This window comes from Paenibacillus maysiensis (genome assembly GCF_000520815.1).
Taxonomy (GTDB): Bacteria; Bacillota; Bacilli; order Paenibacillales; family Paenibacillaceae; genus Paenibacillus; species Paenibacillus maysiensis.
In genome coordinates, this window is sequence record NZ_ASRY01000107.1 from 1 (window position 1) to 20,858 (window position 20,858).

Annotated in this window: 19 protein-coding genes and 1 pseudogene; all 20 read right to left on the bottom strand. The window is 49.5% G+C overall.

Annotated features, from left to right (window positions below; translation table 11 throughout):
* Positions 1–396, bottom strand: a pseudogene (locus L696_RS28350) (anthranilate synthase component I family protein); the annotation flags it as partial.
* A gap of 128 nt (positions 397–524) precedes the next feature.
* Positions 525–1,463 (bottom strand): cysteine synthase A, encoded by a 939-nt coding sequence (gene cysK, locus L696_RS0107285; RefSeq protein WP_025683053.1) that lies wholly within the window; start codon positions 1,461–1,463, stop codon positions 525–527.
* A 217-nt stretch (positions 1,464–1,680) separates the two neighbouring features.
* The gene (locus L696_RS0107295; RefSeq protein ID WP_025683054.1) at positions 1,681–2,625 is read right to left on the bottom strand and encodes a peptidyl-prolyl cis-trans isomerase; all 945 of its coding nucleotides are present in this window, start codon (positions 2,623–2,625) and stop codon (positions 1,681–1,683) included.
* A 20-nt stretch (positions 2,626–2,645) separates the two neighbouring features.
* Positions 2,646–3,530: an Hsp33 family molecular chaperone HslO gene (gene hslO / locus L696_RS0107300; RefSeq protein WP_025683055.1), complete on the bottom strand. Its 885-nt coding sequence runs from the start codon at positions 3,528–3,530 to the stop codon at positions 2,646–2,648.
* A gap of 209 nt (positions 3,531–3,739) precedes the next feature.
* Positions 3,740–4,507, bottom strand: a complete 768-nt coding sequence (locus L696_RS0107305; protein WP_025683056.1) for a type III pantothenate kinase — start codon at positions 4,505–4,507, stop codon at positions 3,740–3,742.
* A 6-nt stretch (positions 4,508–4,513) separates the two neighbouring features.
* Entirely contained in the window at positions 4,514–5,404 is an 891-nt protein-coding gene (nadC, locus tag L696_RS0107310) for a carboxylating nicotinate-nucleotide diphosphorylase (protein ID WP_025683057.1), read from the bottom strand.
* Positions 5,394–7,007 (bottom strand): L-aspartate oxidase, encoded by a 1,614-nt coding sequence (gene nadB / locus L696_RS0107315; protein ID WP_025683058.1) that lies wholly within the window; start codon positions 7,005–7,007, stop codon positions 5,394–5,396. Before nadB ends, nadC begins: the two co-directional genes overlap by 11 nt.
* Positions 7,008–7,285: 278 nt before the next feature.
* The gene (gene ftsH, locus L696_RS0107320) at positions 7,286–9,325 is read right to left on the bottom strand and encodes an ATP-dependent zinc metalloprotease FtsH (RefSeq protein ID WP_025683059.1); all 2,040 of its coding nucleotides are present in this window, start codon (positions 9,323–9,325) and stop codon (positions 7,286–7,288) included.
* A 97-nt stretch (positions 9,326–9,422) separates the two neighbouring features.
* A complete protein-coding gene (gene hpt / locus L696_RS0107325) occupies positions 9,423–9,962 on the bottom strand; it encodes a hypoxanthine phosphoribosyltransferase (RefSeq protein WP_025683060.1) in 540 nt (179 codons plus the stop codon).
* 47 nt (positions 9,963–10,009) lie between these two features.
* Positions 10,010–11,458 (bottom strand): tRNA lysidine(34) synthetase TilS, encoded by a 1,449-nt coding sequence (tilS, locus tag L696_RS0107330; RefSeq protein ID WP_025683061.1) that lies wholly within the window; start codon positions 11,456–11,458, stop codon positions 10,010–10,012.
* Positions 11,459–11,520: 62 nt separating this feature from the next.
* Positions 11,521–12,462, bottom strand: a complete 942-nt coding sequence (locus tag L696_RS0107335; protein WP_025683062.1) for a protein kinase domain-containing protein — start codon at positions 12,460–12,462, stop codon at positions 11,521–11,523.
* Positions 12,446–13,195 carry a vWA domain-containing protein gene (locus tag L696_RS0107340; RefSeq protein ID WP_025683063.1) on the bottom strand — a complete coding sequence of 250 codons (750 nt, stop codon included), beginning with the start codon at positions 13,193–13,195 and terminating at the stop codon, positions 12,446–12,448. Before L696_RS0107340 ends, L696_RS0107335 begins: the two co-directional genes overlap by 17 nt.
* A 126-nt stretch (positions 13,196–13,321) precedes the next feature.
* Complete coding sequence (gene spoIIE / locus L696_RS0107345) at positions 13,322–15,829, bottom strand: stage II sporulation protein E (protein WP_025683064.1); 2,508 nt, start codon at positions 15,827–15,829, stop codon at positions 13,322–13,324.
* A gap of 514 nt (positions 15,830–16,343) precedes the next feature.
* A complete protein-coding gene (locus L696_RS0107350) occupies positions 16,344–16,871 on the bottom strand; it encodes a S1 domain-containing RNA-binding protein (protein WP_025683065.1) in 528 nt (175 codons plus the stop codon).
* A gap of 123 nt (positions 16,872–16,994) precedes the next feature.
* Positions 16,995–17,324 carry an FtsB family cell division protein gene (locus L696_RS0107355; RefSeq protein ID WP_025683066.1) on the bottom strand — a complete coding sequence of 110 codons (330 nt, stop codon included), beginning with the start codon at positions 17,322–17,324 and terminating at the stop codon, positions 16,995–16,997.
* Between the two features lie 4 nt (positions 17,325–17,328).
* On the bottom strand, positions 17,329–17,907 hold the full coding sequence (gene yabQ, locus L696_RS0107360) for a spore cortex biosynthesis protein YabQ (protein WP_025683067.1): 579 nt from the start codon (positions 17,905–17,907) through the stop codon (positions 17,329–17,331).
* Positions 17,904–18,188 carry a sporulation protein YabP gene (gene yabP, locus L696_RS0107365; protein ID WP_025683068.1) on the bottom strand — a complete coding sequence of 95 codons (285 nt, stop codon included), beginning with the start codon at positions 18,186–18,188 and terminating at the stop codon, positions 17,904–17,906. Before yabP ends, yabQ begins: the two co-directional genes overlap by 4 nt.
* A 150-nt stretch (positions 18,189–18,338) precedes the next feature.
* Positions 18,339–18,617, bottom strand: coding sequence for an RNA-binding S4 domain-containing protein (locus L696_RS0107370; protein ID WP_014599342.1), 279 nt, complete (start codon positions 18,615–18,617; stop codon positions 18,339–18,341).
* Positions 18,617–18,889: an HU family DNA-binding protein gene (locus L696_RS0107375; RefSeq protein WP_007428028.1), complete on the bottom strand. Its 273-nt coding sequence runs from the start codon at positions 18,887–18,889 to the stop codon at positions 18,617–18,619. Before L696_RS0107375 ends, L696_RS0107370 begins: the two co-directional genes overlap by 1 nt.
* Before the next feature lie 298 nt (positions 18,890–19,187).
* Entirely contained in the window at positions 19,188–20,693 is a 1,506-nt protein-coding gene (gene yabN, locus L696_RS0107380) for a bifunctional methyltransferase/pyrophosphohydrolase YabN (protein ID WP_025683069.1), read from the bottom strand.
* Positions 20,694–20,858 lie beyond the last annotated feature (165 nt).

Consider the following 20,858-nt stretch of genomic DNA (forward strand, 5'->3'; position numbering starts at 1 on the left):
AGCTACATCGTAGCCAAGATAACCAGCAAAGCCTCCAGTGAAAAAAGGAATACCCGGTACGCGCGGCGCACGGTAGGGAGCGATCCAGTCGTTCATGACTGTCAGGGGCTGACCTTGTATGAGATCACGCTTGCCGCTTTTTAGATCGGTCCAGACGGCCTGTTCCCCTTTTCCTTCCAATATAGCAACCGGATTTAAGCCCAGATAGGTGTATCTCCCGCCTTTAGCGCTCTCCAGTAAAAAGGCATAAGGTGACGAATCCTCCCATGCCCTCTGCCATGATAACGGTAAACCGTCAGCAGGTAATTGATACTCAGCAATATATGGGAGTATACTCCATCCTTCCTTCTGCCAGGCCTGCCACTGTTCCTCCGTTACTCTAGCTGTCGATTTCATGCGTGTGCTTCCCCTTCCCTTACTTTGCGCAAAGTTCTGTATGCTAATTTTTAAAAAGAATCCCCCACCCCCCTGACAACAGGGAAATGAGGGACTCCTTACATATAGTATACACAATTACGACGTAATTACAGCTCGAAATTATACAGTGGCGTACTCAGGTAACGTTCACCATTACTTGGAATGATGACAACAATACGCTTGCCTTTGCCCAATTCTTTAGCCAGTTTCAAAGCTGCATGAACAGCCGCACCGGAGGAAATACCTGACAAGATGCCTTCTTCCTTGGCTACTGTACGCGCAACTTCGAAAGCTTCATCGTTTTCTACATGAATAATTTCATCATAGATGTCACGGTTCAAAATTTCAGGAATGAAGTTGGCACCAAGTCCTTGAATTTTGTGGGGTCCTGGCTTACCACCAGCCAAGATTGGAGAAGCAGCCGGCTCTACAGCAACGATTTTGATTTCAGGGAATTCTTTCTTAAGCACTTCCCCTGCACCAGAAATAGTACCACCTGTACCAATCCCTGCTACAAAACCGTCCAGGCTGCCGCCAATGGAGCGAATGGCTTCCACGATCTCAGGACCTGTCGTTTCACGGTGAATTTTGATGTTGGCTTTGTTCTTGAACTGCTCGGCAGCAAAATACTCCGGATTCTCACTCAGCAGCTCTTCCATTTTCTTGACAGATCCGTTCATGCCTTCCGATCCGGGTGTCAGCACAAGTTCTGCTCCGTAAGCACGCAGCAAGTTGCGACGCTCCGAGCTCATTGTTTCTGGCATAACGATTACTGCCTTGTAGCCCTTCGCGGCTGCAACCATAGCCAAGCCGATTCCTGTATTACCGCTGGTAGCTTCAATAATCGTACCGCCTGGTTTGAGCAGTCCTTCACGTTCGGCCTCTTCCACCATACTAATCGCGATGCGGTCTTTTACACTGGACCCCGGGTTCTGGTATTCCAGTTTCAAATAAATTTCTGCGCTATCTTCCGGTACGATCCGGTTAAGACGGACGAGAGGGGTCTCCCCGATAAGTTCGGTAACGTTATTGACGACTTTAGCCATGATAAGTTCCTCCCTGACGTTGAATGTTATATTAATTTTTTGCAGAATCACATTGTTAATCAATCCATGTTTTAATTCCCGATAAAAGAGGTAGGTTTTCCGTGATAATCATAACAACCTTCATATCCATTGTCAATACGGGCCATAAAAAACACGACTCCTCCAGCTCTGATTTTCAGCATCGCGCTTCCTTCAATCCAAGAATCGCTCACTCTGTTTATAGAGAAATGGATGGCATATCTTTTCCAGGCAAAATCCGTGCTCCGTATTTATCACGCAGGCTTTTCTCTACCTCTTCCAGAGGAGCAGCTTGAGCGAGTGCAAGCGAGCGACGAATTTGCTGTCGAATCTGTTGTTCGTTCGTGGGAGCTTCCAGGCGGATATCCTGTACAAAAATGACGGCATAACCCTCGTTAACCGCGATGGGACCAGCAACATCACCGGAACTTAGCTCTCTCGCTGCCTCCATAATCTCTTGCGGCTGAAAAGGATCATACTCGTCCACCCATCCCAGCTGTCCACTTTTGTCTTTGCCGAAAAGATGACTGGAATGCTCTTGAAGCAGTGTATCAAAGCTTTCTCCCTGCTTGACCCGTTCAAGCAGCATCTCAGCTTCCTCCGCTTGGGTCGCGTATATAGCTGCCAGCTTGATCTGCTTGCCGACTGCAAATTCCTCCGGGTGCTGCTTCCAGTACTGGTCAATATCAGCTTCCTGAACCTGAATACCCTGTGTGGCTATTTTCTCCAGCCCAATCCGGTATTCCGCCTCACTCCGCAAATCATCCGGATTTAAGCCAAACTGTTGCTGCATTTCCTCAAAATAAGCGCGATCGGAAGCATACCCTTTGCTATCCTGCTTCAGCACCTGCTGTAAATCCTCTTGGGTAACCTTGATACCGAGACGCCCAGCCTCCGCCTCCACAACTTTGCGGTTTAGCATTTGTAACAGTGTAGTGGCTCCATAGCGTTTTTTCAGCTCTGCAATCCACTGCTCCTCCGATATGCCTTCCTGACCCATCTCTGCCACAGCATGATCGCCGTCTTCCTTGGTTACATCATCTGGCTTTAAGAGCCCGCGAAGCATGATAAGACCACCCAAGGCGGCGACACTGACGGTCAGGATAATGACAGCCGTCCATAATCCTTTCTCCCGTGTAGTCATCGCTCGCACCGTCCATCCGGTTAGGCTTTGGCTTGATCTAACAAGTTTTGCAATTCGTCTTTATTAAACTGATAAGCCTCATTACAGAAATGGCACACGACCTCGGCCTGTCCCTCTTCCTCAATCAATTGCTCCAATTCGCTTTCTCCCAAGCTGATCAATGTTTTTTCCACACGCTCTCGCGAGCATTCACATTGAAAATGAATATCCATTTCGTCGAGAATCCGAACGTCCGGCAGCATCCAGCGCAGCATTTCATCAAGCTCTAAACCCTGATCCAACAGAGCTGTAACTGGCGGAATGGAGCCGACTGCATTTTCGATGGCCGTAATCTCATCATCATCCAAGCCCGGAAGTAATTGAATAATAAATCCGCCTGCCACGATAACCGAATTATCGGTATCCACCAGCACGCCCAAACCCACTGCTGAAGGTGTCTGCTCCGATTTAGCAAAATAGTAGGTGAAGTCCTCACCCAGCTCGCCGGAAATAATCGGGGTACTGCCCCGATACGGTTCTTTTAACCCCAAATCCTTGATAATATGAATAAAGCCCTCTGTTCCGACAGCACCTGCTACATCTAATTTGCCCATACTGTTGCTCGGCAAATGTACATGCGGCTCGGACACATAGCCTCGCACCTCACCTACAGCGTTGGCATCAACGACGATTTGTCCGATTGGACCGTCACCTTTAACTTGAACGGTCAGTCGCTCTTTACCTTTTAACATAGAACCCATAATGGCACCCGCTGTAAGCGTTCGTCCCAAAGCAGCGGTGGCGGTAGGATACGTATCATGTCTTCTCCTCAGTTCCTCCACCAGTTCTGTTGTCCGGACCGCAAAGGCTCTGACCCTTCCATCCATAGCTGTACCACGAATAAGTCGATCCTGTTTCTTTTCCATATTGATATCCTCCCCTATATATGCTGTTATTTTCGTTAGTGTATGTTTCCGCATAACTAAAGCATGATTTCCTGCTATATAAATAACCTGTATCTACAGATCACGCGAATCGTTCAAAAACGTAACATATTTCAGTATAGACGAAAAACGCCGCCAATCCAAACCGGTTTCATCTCCGGCTGGCCTCGGCGGCAGCTTATATCCATTTTTTATTCAGCGTTACGTTGGTAAATGATACGCAACCCTTCCAGCGTCAACATCGGCAACACTTTCTGAATGCTCCGTGTCTCCGAGGCGATTAGCTCGGCAAGACCTCCGGTAGCAATAACCGTAGGCTCTGCCTGCATTTCCTCCTTGATGCGCTCCACAATACCGTCCACTTGCCCTGCATAACCGAAAATGATCCCCGCTTGCATAGCATGAACCGTATTGCGGCCGATGACCTTCTTGGGTTTCTCCAACTCAATGCGAGGCAGCTTAGAAGCCCGTTGATACAGCGCCTCCGTCGATATCCCGATACCCGGCACAATGACCCCACCCAGGTAGTTTCCCTTGTCATCAATACAATCAAACGTCGTCGCCGTTCCAAAATCCACCACAACCAGAGGACCGCCATACCGCTCGACGGCAGCAACCGCGTTCACGATCCGGTCAGCCCCTACTTCCCGTGGATTTTCATAACGCAGATTAAGACCGGTCTTGATTCCCGGTCCGACGATGAGGGGTGTTCTGCCTATGTATTTATCGCACATTTCCTCCAACACATGAACCAGCGGTGGAACGACTGAGGAGATAATGACCCCTTTAATATTATCCTTCAATACACCGCCCATACTAAAAAGATTATGTATGAGCACGCCATATTCATCTGCGGTAGCCTGTCTGGAGGTGCTGATCCGGTAATGATGCAGCAGCTCTTGCCCCTGATACAATCCCAGCACAATATTGGTATTGCCCACATCCACTACAAGAATCAATCGGTGTCACCTATCTTTCTTTGCGTTAAGGTCAAGGCTGATATCCAGATTATGAAAAGAATACGTCAGCCTGCCTACAGAAATCACATCTACGCCACTCTCAGCCATCGCACGCACCGTATTCAGTGATACATTGCCAGAGGCTTCCGTTTTGACATGTGGAGCTTGTTCCCGAATGAAACGAACTGCTTCCTTCATGTCCTGAACGGACATGTTATCCAGCATAATAATATCCGCTCCGGCATTCAGCGCTTCCTGAACTTGTTCCATGTTTTCCGTCTCTACTTCAATCGTCATCGTGTGCGGAATATGGGTACGTGCCCGGGTCACCGCCTGTATGATCCCACCCGCACCCTTGATATGATTATCCTTAATCATAACGGCATCGTACAAGCCAAACCGATGATTGGAACCGCCACCCACACGAACAGCGTACTTTTCAAGCAACCGATGCCCTGGTGTTGTTTTCCGTGTGTCCACCAAGCGCGTCGAGAGTCCATGAAGCTGATCAACAAAGGATTTGGTTCGCGTCGCAATGCCAGACATCCGCTGGACCAAGTTTAGAGCCAAACGCTCTCCCGTCAAAATCGCATGGGTACTCCCTGTCACTTCTGCCAGAACAGTTCCCTGCTCAATCCACTGCCCATCGGTCACCAGTGAAGTGAATGACAGCGAGGGGTCTACGACCCGAAATACGAGTTCTGCCACGGGCAAGCCCGCAACAACGCCAGACTCCTTGGCATGGATTACCGCCTTGGATTGGTGATTCGGCTCGATGGTCCAGCGCGTGGTCACGTCACCCGATCCTGTATCTTCTCGCAGCCAGCTGCGAATTTGTGCTGTCAGTTCTTCCTGATACCCGCTAAATTCTCCATAATGCTCGCTGTTAGATGTCATGAACGTACTCCTCCGTTATCCCTTGCTCACGTCGCTGCTGGACATGCTTGCGCCATATGTCATCGTCTGCTACAGGGAAATCCTCACGGTAATGTGCTCCCCTGCTTTCCTCACGCAGCAGCGCCCCATTCGTGACCAGCAGACCACAGGTGAGCAAATTGGCAAATTCGATCTCTTCCCGACTGGTCAGGGCAGCGCTGAAAACGGACAACTGCCCCCGCAGCTGATCCAGTGCTGCTTGTAACCCCTCACCATTCCGACGGACTCCGGCATAATGAACCATTGTTTCTTGCAGCTTGAGCTGCTGCTCTATGATAGACGAAGCCAGAGAGTTCGCACGGTTGTCATCGTAGGATATCAGCGTATGACCGGCCAGCGGCGGTAAAGAATGTAACCGCTCGACAATCCTGCTCCCGAATACGACCGCCTCAGATAACGAATTACTCGCCAAACGATTAGCCCCGTGTACACCAGTGGAAGACACCTCACCACAAGCGAACAGACGTGCAAGAGTGCTTTCTCCATGCAAATTGGTCTGGACGCCGCCCATCATATAATGGGCAGCGGGGGCTATGGGAATCCAGTCCGCCGTTATATCCAGACCAAAGGACAGGCATGTCCGATAAATGGTTGGAAACCGTTGCTTGATCCGTTCAGACGGTTCATGTTTAATGTCAAGGTATACAAACGCAGCCTGCGTACGTTCCATCTCATGAACGATGGCACGAGCTACAATATCCCTTGGTGCGAGTTCCTGTCGGGGATCATACTGCTCCATGAAACGCTCTCCATAAATATTGCGCAGTACAGCCCCTTCACCCCGCACGGCTTCGGAAATCAGAAATCTTGGAGCACCCGGATGGCACAACGCTGTCGGATGAAACTGTATAAATTCCATATCCCGCACAGCTGCCCCGGCGCGATATGCCATAGCAACCCCGTCCCCGGTCGCGATATCCGGATTGGTTGTATATCGAAATAATTGTCCGCCGCCCCCGGAGCATAAAATCGTTGCATTCGCAGTGACATATAATCGTTCGCCATTCGGCTTTTGAACCAGAGCGCCGATGCACTCGCCATGCTCGGTCAGCAGGTCGATTGCCATATGCTCGTTCCACACCTCGATAGCGGGATGATCAGCGATCTTCTCTGACAATGCACGAACAATTTCATAGCCCGTGGCATCCCCATTTGCATGTAAGATGCGCCGATGGCTATGTGCGCCTTCCTGTGTCAGCGCAAGCTCGCCATTCTCCCGGTCAAAGGCCGTCCCTAAACGTATTAATTCCTGTACACCGCTTGGACCCTCATGAACAAGGACCCTGACCGCTTCCGGTTCACACAGACCTGCACCCGCAATCAGGGTATCTTGAATATGATAAGCTGATGCATCCTCATCCGAAGTGACAGCGGCGATGCCGCCTTGGGCATACCGGGTGTTGCTTTCCAACAATGCCTTCTTGGTAATTAGCAACACCCGCCGATTCTCCGCAGCCTTAATGGCCGTGTATAAGCCCGCAATGCCGGAGCCGATAATCATCACGTCGGCTTCAAATTTGGGCAATTCCGCTACGTCAAAATCAACCAGATATCTTGGAATCATGCCTTCACCTGTTTCACAGAGAATAGCGCACACCATAGGTTGTACAGTATGCGCTCACGGTATATGTTCAAAAGAATTGAAAGTCGATTACAGCGGCAGAAAGCTTTTATAGTCAAGCACACAAACAGCCGTTTATTTATCAATAAATGTACACAACGTTCCTCCGTCTGTCAAATCACCTCAGCTCTATCTCCAGTATTTTAAAAAGCTCCGGAAAACCAATAGTTACTGGTTCTCCGGAGCTTACATATACGCTTATTCAACTGTCAACCTGATTATCAGGTTGTTGTCGGCGGAGTACCACCAGAGTTGCCCGAATTATTACCGTCCTCTGGCTTTTGCAGATTAGGAATATCATTCAGTTGATCCGTTGTATTCTTTGGCTCGTCATCCTTGCCTTGAATACGTACACGAACGTCTCCGATGTTGTCGATCACAGGCTCACCATTTTCCGGTGTACCTTCTCCCTCATTCGTGCTGCCGTCCAAAGAACCTGTCTCGATCAAACGTTTAATTTGCTCAAGCTCCAAGGTTTCTTCTACCAGCAAGGTTTGGGCGATCAAATGAACCTCTTTGGAATACTTGGTCAGGAGTTCTCTGGCACGCTCATAAGACTCGGTGATGAAACGGTTCATCTCCTGGTCAATCTGATAAGCGATCTGATCACTGTAGTTCTGCTCATGACCGATATCCCGTCCAAGGAATACCTGGCCTTGCGAAGTACCGAACTGCATTGGACCGAGCTTCTCGCTCATGCCGTATTCCACGATCATGCTGCGTGCGATGCTTGTTGCTTGTTGGAAGTCACTGTAGGCACCTGTTCCGATTTCACCAATGAACAGTTCCTCAGATACGCGTCCACCCAGCAAACCAGTGATTTTGTCCAGCAATTCCTGCTTGGTCGTCAGCATGCGATCTTCCTTCGGAAGCATGATGACATATCCGCCTGCGCGTCCACGTGGAATAATCGTTACCTTGTGAACCATGTCGGCATTTTCCAGGAAGAAGCCGATAATCGTATGGCCTGCTTCGTGATAAGCTACAATCCGTTTCTCGCGGTCACTGATTACGCGGCTGCGTTTTTCTGTACCTACGATAACACGGTCGATCGCTTCATCCACTTCTCGCATCGAAATATCTTTACGGTTACGACGGGCTGCCAACAATGCAGCTTCGTTCAACAGGTTTTCCAGATCAGCGCCTGTAAAGCCTGTTGTACGCTTCGCAATAACATCCATTTTAACATCTTTAGTTAATGGCTTGTTGCGTGCGTGTACAAACAATACAGCTTCGCGGCCTTTAACGTCTGGGCGATCAACTGTAATTTGACGGTCAAAACGTCCCGGACGAAGCAATGCCGGATCCAGAATATCCGGACGGTTCGTTGCGGCTACGATGATAATACCTTCGTTCGCTCCGAATCCATCCATCTCAACGAGCAATTGGTTGAGCGTCTGCTCACGTTCATCATGTCCGCCACCCAATCCGGCGCCACGTTGACGTCCGACAGCATCAATTTCATCAATAAAAATGATACATGGTGCGTTCTTTTTCGCGTTTTCGAACAAATCCCGTACACGGGAAGCGCCGACACCGACGAACATTTCTACAAAATCAGAACCCGAAATGCTGAAAAACGGTACTCCGGCTTCGCCTGCAACAGCTCTCGCCAAGAGTGTTTTACCAGTACCCGGAGGGCCCACTAACAGAACACCTTTTGGAATACGGGCGCCCACAGCTGCGAACTTACGCGGGTCCTTCAAGAATTCTACAACTTCAACAAGCTCTTGCTTCTCTTCGTCGGCTCCTGCCACGTCTTCGAAGGTAACTTTCTTCTTCTCTTCGTTATAAAGACGAGCTTTGCTCTTGCCGAAGTTCATAACTTTGCCGCCACCGCCCTGCGCCTGATTGAACAGGAAGAAGAACAACAGGAACATGATCACCAAAGGAACAATAGAAGTCAAGAACGTCAGCCAAATGCTTTCGCCTTCCATTTTCTTCTGTACGTATTCAAACCCGTTCGTTTCACTAGCGTTAACCAATTCGGTTAAAGCAGAGTCCGTTGGCGGAACATACACAGAAAAATTGGTGGATTTGGCATTAGCCGGCTGCTTCTTATATGCACCGGTTACAAGATAGGCGTAACCGTCAAATTGGACCGTTACTTTAGAGATATTATTAGCTTTAACCTCTTGCCGTAATTGGTCATATCTAGGGAGATCGGAGGCTTCGTTACTGTTGCTGACAAACTGAACGATACCCACCACAACTAAAAAAAGAATCAAATAAAAACCAGAATTCCGGATGAACCGATTCATCCCCTACCTCCTCTCGAAACACTTAAGTTATTTTACCATAGCCTATAAGCCCTTCTCAACAAAGGGCCCTATTTAGTCCTAGGACTGGAGGCTGAGATTAGCTGGTGTAGATTTCCGGCTTCAAAATCCCTATGTATGGGAGGTTCCGGTAGTGCTCGGCATAATCCAGACCATAACCCACAACAAACGCATCCGGAAGCGTAAAACCGGTATAATCAGCTTCAAGATTAACCGTCCGGCGGGCAGGCTTGTCAAACAGGGGTACGACACATACCGAATTGGCATTACGGTTCTTAAGCAATTCAATCAAATGAGTCAACGTCAGGCCACTGTCGATAATATCTTCGACGATCAGAACGTCGCGTCCTTCAACCGAAGCGTCCAAATCCTTAATAATTTTAACGACGCCCGATGATTTGGTGGACACACCGTAACTGGATACAGCCATGAAATCAAGTTCCATTGGTACTGTAATAGCTTTAACCAAATCCGCCATAAAGATAAACGCGCCCTTCAGCACGCAGATCACCAACGGATTCTTTCCTTCGTATTGCACGCTGAGCTGTGCGCCCAATTCCTTGATTTTACTCTGAATTTCTTCTTCGCTGATCAATACTTCCTGAATATCATTCTGCAACGGTGTAAACCTCCTAAGTTTATACTATGAAAGCCGTTCCTGCGCAATTACCGATGCCCTGAACTCTCCTGTCTTTGCCATGACATATATATAACCGAAGACGTGTGCTTTTGCACAGCGGCATGTACAGAACGCCGCACGCCCGGAATCCAGAGAATAGCTCCGGAACGGTCGCAGACGACGGGAATAATGGGACGCAGCGAAGGAGGTATTTTTTCATCAATGAAAATATCTTTAACCTTTTTTCTCCCGTTTAATCCCATTACATACATGGTATCTCCAGGTAATCGCGAGCGTATTGTCAAAGGCAGGGCCAATTCATCCGCGTCGAAGCACGCTTCCTCCTCATTTGACGGATTGGGTCCATCCGAACAGGAAGTTCTTTGCCACCGAAGTATACCACCCGCCTCAGGCAATTCAAGCTCACCGGAAATAGGCAATACGTCCAGTCCATAGCACCATTCGCCCATAACGCCTTGCGTACGGTCAAACAAAACCGCTTGGTCATATTCGCGGACTCCAACCGCACCGCCGCCCAAGTCCAAACTCCAAGTGGACGGCCGTTTCTGGAGAAGCCTCAGTCGAACGGTCTCAATTTTACGAAAATCTAAATTTTCACTGTCCGAAGGCAGATAATTTAATATTAGTTTAATCAACCTCCGTTGTAAAGCAACGGATAACTTGCGGTAGGAAGCAATGGAAAACATATGTCTGCCATTATCCAATTGTACTAACTCCTCGTATACCGCCAGCGTGGATGCCTCCATAAAATCATTTTCCTCGGCCATCGTTTCGGCCAGCCGGTTCAGGGACGGTGTCAATTGTTCATTATATTGCCCCAAAAAAGGAAGCACATCCAAACGAATGGCGTTACGACGGTATTTCGATAATAAATTGGTGCTATCCGTTACATAGGAAAGGTTATAAAACTTGCAGAACTCGATCAGGTCAGCCTTGTACATACGTAGCAACGGGCGAATGAGTTGCACATTTTTTTCCTTGCGTGTCAGCCGCATACCCGCCAGACCCGCCGGGCCGCTACCGCGCAGCAAGTGCAGAAGAACGGTTTCGGCCTGATCGTCCCCATGATGAGCCATCGCAATATGCTGTGCCGCCCACTTTGCAGCCGTATCATGCAAAAAGGCATAGCGCAGCTCGCGAGCCGCTTCCTGTGGGCCCTTGCCGCTCTCCTTCATATAAGCGGGCACATCAACCCGAATCATTTCAAACGGAACCTCAAGTTTCCGGGCCATGTGGCGTACCTCCTCAGCCTCCGCATCCGATTCCTCCGGCCTGAAGCCATGATGGACGTGAGCACAGATGAGCTGCAAAGGCATATGTACGACGGATATCTCATGTAAAATGTGCAAAAGGGCCACCGAATCCGGCCCTCCGGATACAGCAACCACAATGCGGTCTCCGGGGCTCCACAGCGAATGATCTCGCGCGAGGGCGAGCACTTCCTGTACAACACCGGTCGGTTTTGTTGTTCCCATTCACGACCCTCTTTTCTGCCGACCGTAAAAATGTCATCTCTTATCTTATGTAAGTCCTGCTGCTACCTTAGCGCAATCCAGAGCGCTCCGGCAAGCAGCAAAAGCGAGAGCGTGAAAGCATATCCCAGCCAGCGCGGATTTCCTCTTTTCACGGACGATTGCCTGACATGCGCAGAAGCCAGACGCGACCAGGCACGAGCCGCCACACGGGTATCGGGATATTCTCCACGCACTGCACCCACCAGCCATTCGGCATAGGGTCGTAATACACGGCTACGACGAATGATGATGGTCAATTCCGCCGTATTACGCAGCTGTGGCAGCCTGCCCGCAGCTACTTTTAACGATTCACCCTCCAATATATGAATAGTTAGAAGGGCAAAGGCAAACAGATCATACTGGGAATCGGCATTTCGACTGCCCGCATTCCAGAATCCCCTGTCATACCATTCTGTAAATTGCTTAACACTCCGTCCCGCAAGGGACACCCCGCCATAATCAATCAACTCGGCTTCTCCATAGGCGTTGACCAAAATATTTTGAGGCTTCAAATCGCCAAATACCCATCCTGCCTGATGCAGATCAGCTAAACGATTAAGTATGCCGGTTCCAGCCACACCATACCATTCCGCTCCCTTGAGCGCCACAAAACGATGAAGCGGATCTCCCTTGACGTATCGCATGACATAAAAGGGTATTTCCCCACCGCTACGCAAGGATACATCGTCCACCTCGAACAAAAAGGATGGATGTCCGTTTTGCTGGAGAGCGGACTGGGTTCCCTGCGACTGCAATGTGGTCAGCACGTTAATCTCTGATTGCAGATCAAGCGTGTTCTTCCCCATTTTCAGAGCAAATTGTCGATCTGCCTGTGCTTCTTTTACCAAATATACAGTCCCGTTCGCCCCACGGCCCAGCAGACGCTGAATGACATAGCTGCTCCGCTTCCACTTGCCCTTGATGACCGTTCCGGGTGCAAGAACGGGATCAGACGACGTAGTCACCGAGCATCCCTTCTCCTTTGCCATAGGATTCTTCCATATCTTTCTGTTCCCCTAGTGTAACATATCGGTAATAATCAATCACTTGTAAAATGGCTGGACCCGTTGGCGTCGCCCCCTTCATCCGCAAACGGCCGAATATCGACTTGACCTGGCTAAGCTCAGAGGTCCAGCCAATATCCATGACCGCATCTTCACCCATCCGTCCCCCCGGAAAATGAAAGACAGAAATACGGCTAGGCCCGCTTCTGGACTGTAAACTGAGCAGCAAATCCCGAATACTGTCTTCTACGGCAGGCAGCTTGGGCTTCATGCTCGCACTGGCATCAATGAGCAAAGCAATTTCCAAAGCGCTGGTTTCTGCCAGTTCATCCATCACCTCAACCACCTGTGCCCGTTTTGCCGGCGGCAGTTCACCGATATGTCGGGCGCCCCCCTCACCCAAAATATGCGTTAACTCTCTATTAACCGCCTGCTGAATCGTTTGAACCACTGTTTTGCGCGTCATCATCTGCATGGTCTGTGCCAACTGCTTCGTGCCTACAATTTGGCTGAAACCTCCCCCCGCTTTAGCGATTTCCTGAATCTCTGTACTTCCAAGCTCACCAATCGTCCCGTAATCTATGACCCCGGCTACGTTCACCGTAATGCCTTCCTGTAAAGCCTGAGCCGCCGCCATGACCGGACTGACACCCACATTAGAGCATCCGTCTGTAATGATCAAAATTTGCTTCATAGCTTTTTGACCTCCCGCTTCCTCGTAATCTATTCCGATAGATTCTATCTTTGCCGAATCTCGAACGATTCAAACGAAGAACGCGGTTTTTTAAAAAGGAAGCGGAATTTCCCGGGCAATGTCTATTCAGCTAACCGTACGCGGGCGCTCCATCCAGCTTATACCCGGTACATGAAGCGTGGCCCATTCTGGGCGGAAATGATCTATTTTGCTAACAACTACCGTCATGTCATCATAGATTTGATTTTGCTGGTAGCGAATAACTCGTTCCAATAGACAGTCGGCCAACTGCTGCGGGTCATCGCTTTCAATTTCCTGAATCATGCGCTTCATCCATATTTCCTTGTTTACCGCATAGCCCGGCGAGTCGTATATGCCATCTGTGATCATGATCAAAATATCACCCGGCTGTAATTGAAGCGACACCAGATCAATTTCAATATCCTGTATAATGCCAATCGGCAAATTACTGGCAGATACGGGGATGACCTCCTCCCCTCTTTTAATAAAGCTCGGCGTTGACCCAATCTTCATGAATGTCGTCCGGGCCGTATACTGATCAATCAGCGCCATATCGACCGTAGCATACATCTCCTCGGGTGATCTCAGCATCAGGACGGAGTTGACCGACTTGATCGCCAGTTTCTCATCCATGCCGGATTGCAGTAATTCCTCCAAAATATTAAGCGCCGCACTGCTCTCTTGCTGCGCCCGCTCTCCGTTGCCCATACCATCGCTCAAAGAGACCGCAAAGGTCCCGTTCCCCAGCTCCATCATGCTGTAGCTGTCTCCTGAGAAGAAATCCCCTCCTTTGGCAGCGCTTGCTACTCCCGTGGCAATTTCATACGTTTTGGCGGAACCAAACATGACCGTAGCCAATCCCTGGCGGCGATCTGCCGCCGTTTCGCGCATCACTGCAATATGCTCGTCCAATATGTCGGACAGCAGTGGAGCAATGATTTTCCGGCATTCGTCAAATCCCCTTGTATAAGCATGGACAATCTCAATTTCTACTTGGCCTGCATCCAGATTAATAATTTCAATGGATTGTATGGACAAGCCCAGCCGATCAAGTGCCTCTCTTATTTGTTCCTCCTGCCGATGCATGGTTTGCCCTTCACGCTGAATTTCCCGCGCCAAATCCTCCATAATCTGTGACACGCCAGATAGCTGGTCAGCAACAAGCTGACGACTGTCGTATACTTGGCGTTTCCACTGCATATTATGCTGGTAGAGGCTATACTGTTGCTTCATTACTTGCAGCACCGCACCCGTCTTGGCGCACGCCTTGCTCCACTGCGGCGGCATCTGCTCCGGCTCCAAATCCGGGTTCTCCTCAATCGCACTCATCATCTCCGTCATATACTGATGAGTTTGCATAAACTTTCCGTCCCAGCACTGCTCGCACTTAAAGCAGGAGGCACACGTTCCCTCCGCCACAGCGTTCATAAAATGCTCAATTTCACCATCCGACTTCGCGCTCTCACTCGCAGATATCTGGTGAAAGCTGCGGGATAGCTGACTGAATACGCGGGAAAATTTCGTCACCCGCTCGGCAGTGAGATCGCGGACCCTCTTGGCATACTCATGCTGGGATTTGGCGTGGTCCTGCGTACCAGGAACATAGGTAGAAACCGCTTTAAAGAAGCTTTTTGGGGTCATTAAGAATAATAGAATCGCCGCGCAGCTCTCCCAGGTTGATGTCAGCACGTCCCCGGTCCCGTCCAAATAGATCGTCAGAATCGAGGAACCTAGCAGCAATCCTAGCGCCACTGCGCCTTTTCGCCCTTCACGCAGCATCCCTGCCAGCAAACCGGCAAATGCGAGCAAACTCATCTGCACAATCGCAGACATATCGGCCAAGCTTAAAATTAAACCGGTAATCACACCGACCGAAGCACCCAGCGAAGCGCCCCCCACCAAGGCGAACACCAAGACCAAATAGCGAGATAGCACATGATCGACAGACAGTGAGTGAATCATCCATCCTACCGCTCCCGTCATCACAGAGGCCAGTAAAATGATCAGACACAAAATTTCCTCATTTTTGAGCTGGCTTGTCTTTTTGCGATACGTAAACAATGGAATGGCCTGCGTAAAAACGAGTGTCAGCATAAAGCTGAGAACCGCATCCGTTCCCACGATGATAAGGTCATACCATGTGAAGGACGGGGCCATCACGGCGTTAAATAAATTGACCATAAATACAGACAGAAAAACCATAAGCGGGGCATAAGATAATTCCAGCCGATCAAAAGCTCGTAGCCCCCGATACAGGAGATAGAATACAAGCAGTTCGCCGCCAATCATGAACAACGATGGATAAGGGGCAAGCAGACTGCCCAACACGACCGATACAGCCACAGGCAGCATCAGATCACGCCGCAGGAACATGATGACTGCAAAATAAGCGAGGGCAAAAGGGGATAGCTCGTCCAAAATGGTGGCGCGTCCCAATAAAAATCCCATAGCAGACAATAGCAGCATCCATCTTTGCGCCGTTACCCATTGCACTGCTTTATGTGAATCCAGCCGCTTCTTGAATCTGGAAGACCAACCTTCCGTACGTTCTTTAGATTTGGACTTTCTGGATTTCAACCCTGGAAAATGTACCACGTTCCATTTCTCCATCATGCGTCAGGCACCCCATTCATCAATTTGATGTTCCCATCTTAAACCGGAACGATTGAGAAAGTTTGTCAGAACCCCACGTCTTATTCCAAGAAATTTCCGACAAAAAAACGTTCTGCGCGAAAGCACAGAGCATCCGCCCCAATGCCAAGCTACGTCCGCTTGGAAGCGTATGGTAATTACAAGTGCCCTCTCCTTACAAGGCCTCTTCCTGTCGCCCACACTTTCGCCCAGACTAGCGATTAGCCCAGAAGATAGACAGAAAACCGTTGGAGTTTGTCGGACGATTATGTCCACACGACAAAAAAAACGTCCACTTTTTAGCTTAATGGCTCTGCTTTTTCTTCAACGAATCATGAATATCATAAAACGCATGCAAGATTACCGCCGGATGGATCTCCCACGCTCCCATAGTCCTTTACCCATTTCAGCTATTGTCGACAGAACGCAAAAAAACCGTAGCAGTCTTTCGACTGTACGGTTTTCCGTGTATGGTTGATACGGTTGTCAAAGTGAATTAAACACGCTTCGCGCCGCGTCCTCCGCGTTTACCTTCGGTGTTCTTTTTCAGCGACGAAATGCGTTCCTCACTATCTTTCAGGAAGCGTGACATTTTATCTTCAAATGAAGGTTTACCCGGTGCAGGCTTGAACGAACGGCCTCCACGATCGCGGTTGAAACCGCCGCCTCCGCCTCCGCCACGTCCTTGACTTGGACCTGAACCTCCACCGCCGAAACGGTCGCCTCCGCCTGGTCCTCCTGTGCGCTCCGGTCTTGGAGCTCTTGGCGGACGGGCTTCACTTGCCGGCTTGTCAATCGTTTGCTTAATGGAAAGTCCGATTTTGCCGTCTTTGTCAACATTAATGACTTTCACCGTCACGACATCATTAATCTTCAGGTGATCGTTAACATCCTTAACGTAGTTATCGGCGATTTCCGAGATGTGAACGAGACCCGTGACACCTCCAGACAAATCCACAAATGCTCCAAAATGCGTGATGCCTGTCACTTTGCCCTCTAACTTGGTGCCCACTTCAATTGCCATAGAATAAAATGATCCTCCCTTAAAATATACAACCGATTTTTTTGCAAAAAAATCCCGCTGTGGTGATTTGATTATACAAAATGGCGGAACCAAGGTCAACTAAGCATTGGCCTGATGACGCGTCTATTTCTGCTCTCCAATAATTGGCGTCTCTTCCGGTCTGTAAAGACCGTACTTGCTTCTGGCAATTTCTCCGATATACTCGGGGTCCTTGAGACGATTCACTTCAGTTTGGAGCTGTTGTTCCGTTTGTGTAGCAGCTTGCTTCTGTTTTTCCTTCTGGGTGAGCTGTTCACTTCGATCGGCCATAATCATACCTTGAGAAAAAAATGTAAAAATAGCCCAACTACCAAAGGCGGCAAGCGATAGCAACCAAATCATGATTCGCCTGCGCCCGCCCGCGTTGGACTTTGACGTAGGAGATGAATGGCGATCTACAGACGAATTACGCATGATACTACCTCCTTCCAAACCATCTTTTTGCTGTGTTTTTCAGTCTGATACCGAGCTTCACAAGCAATTCTGGAGTCCTCCAGCGCGCTTTAAGCGGACCGATCAGCCAAACGAGCGGCTTCCAAACCGGCATCAGGATGTATATCAGCATCCTTCCCAGGAACACAATAAGTGCCCATGTCCATCCGACCAGCTTGCGTACCAGCCGATACAGCGCCAACACCGGATGAACAATCAGGATGCGCAGTATGCTGTTCACGATCAACGTCAGTCTGCGGACTATCTTTAATAACATTACCACAAAACGTTGGGTTGTAACACTAAAGGCCCAAAAATAGAGCCAAACCCCCAAAAGTAGTCCTAAAAAGACATAAAACCGCAGCTCACCGCGATTACTCGCGTACAGCACACGGAAAATAAACAGGGCCGAGGTCGCCCAATACAGCACGTCCAACATATGAATACTCCAACGGGCAAAATGAAGGCGGATGGACAGCACCCGGTAGCTGTCGAACACCACTCCCATGGCTATGCCCGATAGCAGCATCCACGTCAACGTCAGCCATTGTGTGTGAGGGTTCATTTGAAGAGCTTGCCGAATAGGCTTTTTCCGTTTTTGGCCGGGGCCCCGGGCTCCAGGTAGACGAGGGAAGTAATCAGACCTTCAATGGACAGCAGCCCCTCTTCCAGACTGAGGTTTTTGATATGTAAATGCTGTCCGCGAATGGTGAGATGACCCAGCTCGGTCTGAAGCAGGAACTCTTCACTATCGAAGCTCTCCACATTGCTGACGCCTGAAATGTCGAGCTGCTTTCGGCTTTGCATGTGCAGGTCATGGTGCTTGGGCTTCCCTTGTTCAATCATGGCATGTACCCCTCCTTCTGTTCTTAGCTTATGAAGGGGACAACAGGATTTAGAACTGCACGAATAAGAAACTGCATAAGAAAAAGCATCCCTTCATGAGAATATGAAGGGATGCTTTAATGTACAGCATATTAGAAAGTTAGATTCCAGTTACCAGTTCAAACCATTGTCTCTGGCAATGGGCTCTTCCTTCACTAAGGTGTACATACTTGCAGCCTCGTCCTTGCGTGTAGTGTCGGCGAGCCGTTCCACTCGCACAGTCACCAGCTTCTGGCCAAACTGGACGGTGATTTCATCGCCCACCTTGACCGCACTGCTCGGCTTGGCTTCGCGTCCGTTCACCACCACTCTCCCCTGTTCGGAGACGTCCTTGGCTACCGTACGCCGCTTAATCAGCCGCGAGACTTTCAAGAATTTATCAAGACGCATTAGTTAACGGCTTCTTTAAGCTTATTACCGGCTTTAAATGCAGGAACGGTCGATTCTGGAATTTCAATCGTGTTACCGGTTTGTGGATTGCGGCCTGTCCGGCTGGAACGCTTGCGCGTTTCGAAAGTACCAAAGCCGATCAGTTGCACTTTGTCACCGCTGGCGAGTGCATCTGTAATTTCACCAAGAACGCCATTCAATACAGCTTCAACGTCACGTTTGCTCAAACCGCTTTTGCTGGAAATATTGTTGATCAGATCTGTCTTGTTCATAAGTTAAAAGCCTCCCAAATATCAAAAAATAATCATCACGCTGCATGTCCATGAAACGGGGCGAAACGTGAGGTCAAACTGCGGCCGAAGCCGCTCTGAACATAACTGGAATACGGTTGCCCGTTTAGAAAACAGTTATTTTCAGAATTACTACAAGTTATTCTGGCTGGGCCTTAAAAACACTGCAATGGCAGTCGTTTTTTAATTCGACCCCAGTTAAGCCAACATCCTACTACAAAAGCCTCCCCATTGGCAAGTCTTCTCAAACCGACACGCTTCACAAGAGGATTTGCCGCCTTTACGGCCTAAGATCTGCCAAGAGTTTTTTTGCTTCCTGCCAGTACATCTCCATCTCATCCACGCTACTATCCTCGGGACGACGTCCCTGCTCGCGTAATCTTTTCTCAATATACTGGAATCGGTCGATAAATTTGCGGTTGGTGGCAGACAGCGCCTCCTCCGGATCAACTCCCATAAAACGGGCCGCGTTCACAGCAACGAATAGCACGTCGCCCAACTCCAGCAACTGCGCCTCCACGGAATGTCCCTCGCGGACCGCTTCCTTCAGCTCAGCCACTTCTTCGTCCAATTTGTCGAATACGCCTTCAATGCCATCCCAGTTAAAGCCTACTTTCGCCGCCTTTTTCTGGAGCTTGTACGACTTCATGAGCGCAGGCAAATCACGCGGGACACCATCGAGTACAGAAGGCTGTGCTGAAGCTGTGCCTTTAATCCGCTTTTCCTCAGCTTTCATTTTTTCCCAATTTTCCAGCGCCTCTTCCGCATCCTTCGCCTGATTGTCTCCAAACACGTGTGGATGGCGGAAAATGAGCTTGTCATTCAGCCCTTGAATCACATCATACACATTGAAGGCTCCAACTTCCTCTTCCATCTGGGCATGCAGCAAAATTTGCAGCAGCAGATCGCCCAGCTCTTCCTTCATGTGCTCAGGATCGTCCTCATCAATCGTTTCGATGACTTCATAGGTTTCCTCGATCAGATTTTTGCGGATCGACTGATGCGTCTGTTCCCGGTCCCATGGACAACCTTCCGGACTGCGTAAAATATCAACAATCTCATGCAGACGGTCAAAAGAACGCCGTTTCAGCGCCTCATCCTCACTGCGCGGTATGTACACCAGAGACAGGTTTCCGTAGCCCTCCACCCGATCCAGCTCGTACAGTGGCACTTTATGCACCGCTTCCTCGCCCTCCACGCCAAGCGCATGACCTACGTAGACCTCATAGTCATCAGGATAGCGCTCCATTAAACACAGCTTCACATCTGAAGCCGTAAACGTATCATATACCTGTCCGATCAGCGTGTGCAACTGAGGTTGAAGCCAGCTCGCATCCAGCGTACCTGCGTCCAACAACTGGAAGCCTTCAATCGGGTCAAAACCAAGACGCACAAAAGCTTCATCCAGAAAACTTTCGCCGCCAAGGATGTTCAGTTTAATGTTCTGCGCAGGGCAACGCTCTTTAAGCAATTGCACCGCCGCTTCCGCTACCATCGGGTGACCCGGAACCGCATAGACGATTTCGCTTCCGTCCACTGCTTTAGCGGCTGCTGCTATCAACTGACTGGCAATTTCCTCGTATACCTCTGGAAAAGATTCCTTTGTCTCATACACGGTGTCAAACGACTCGAAGGCCACTCCAAACTCATCCAGCACCTTAACTGCCGGGTGCTCCTTCGTTCGCAGATACAGCGCCGAAGCGCCCCGCATTTTGTTCAATATCCCTATCGTAAGCTGATCCGGGTCTCCCGAACCTAATCCCACGACTGTTAATGTTGCGCTCATGTCCAATCCTCCGTTCCGCAGATACACGGCAAACGCTCCATCATGCACAGTGCGTAGCCTGCTCCGCTTCCTTTGCTTTGGCACTACTATACCACAAAGTATATACAGGCTCATAAAATGGCTGTCACCGCTACCCCCGCCGCGCAACCGCAAGCGGCATAGCCA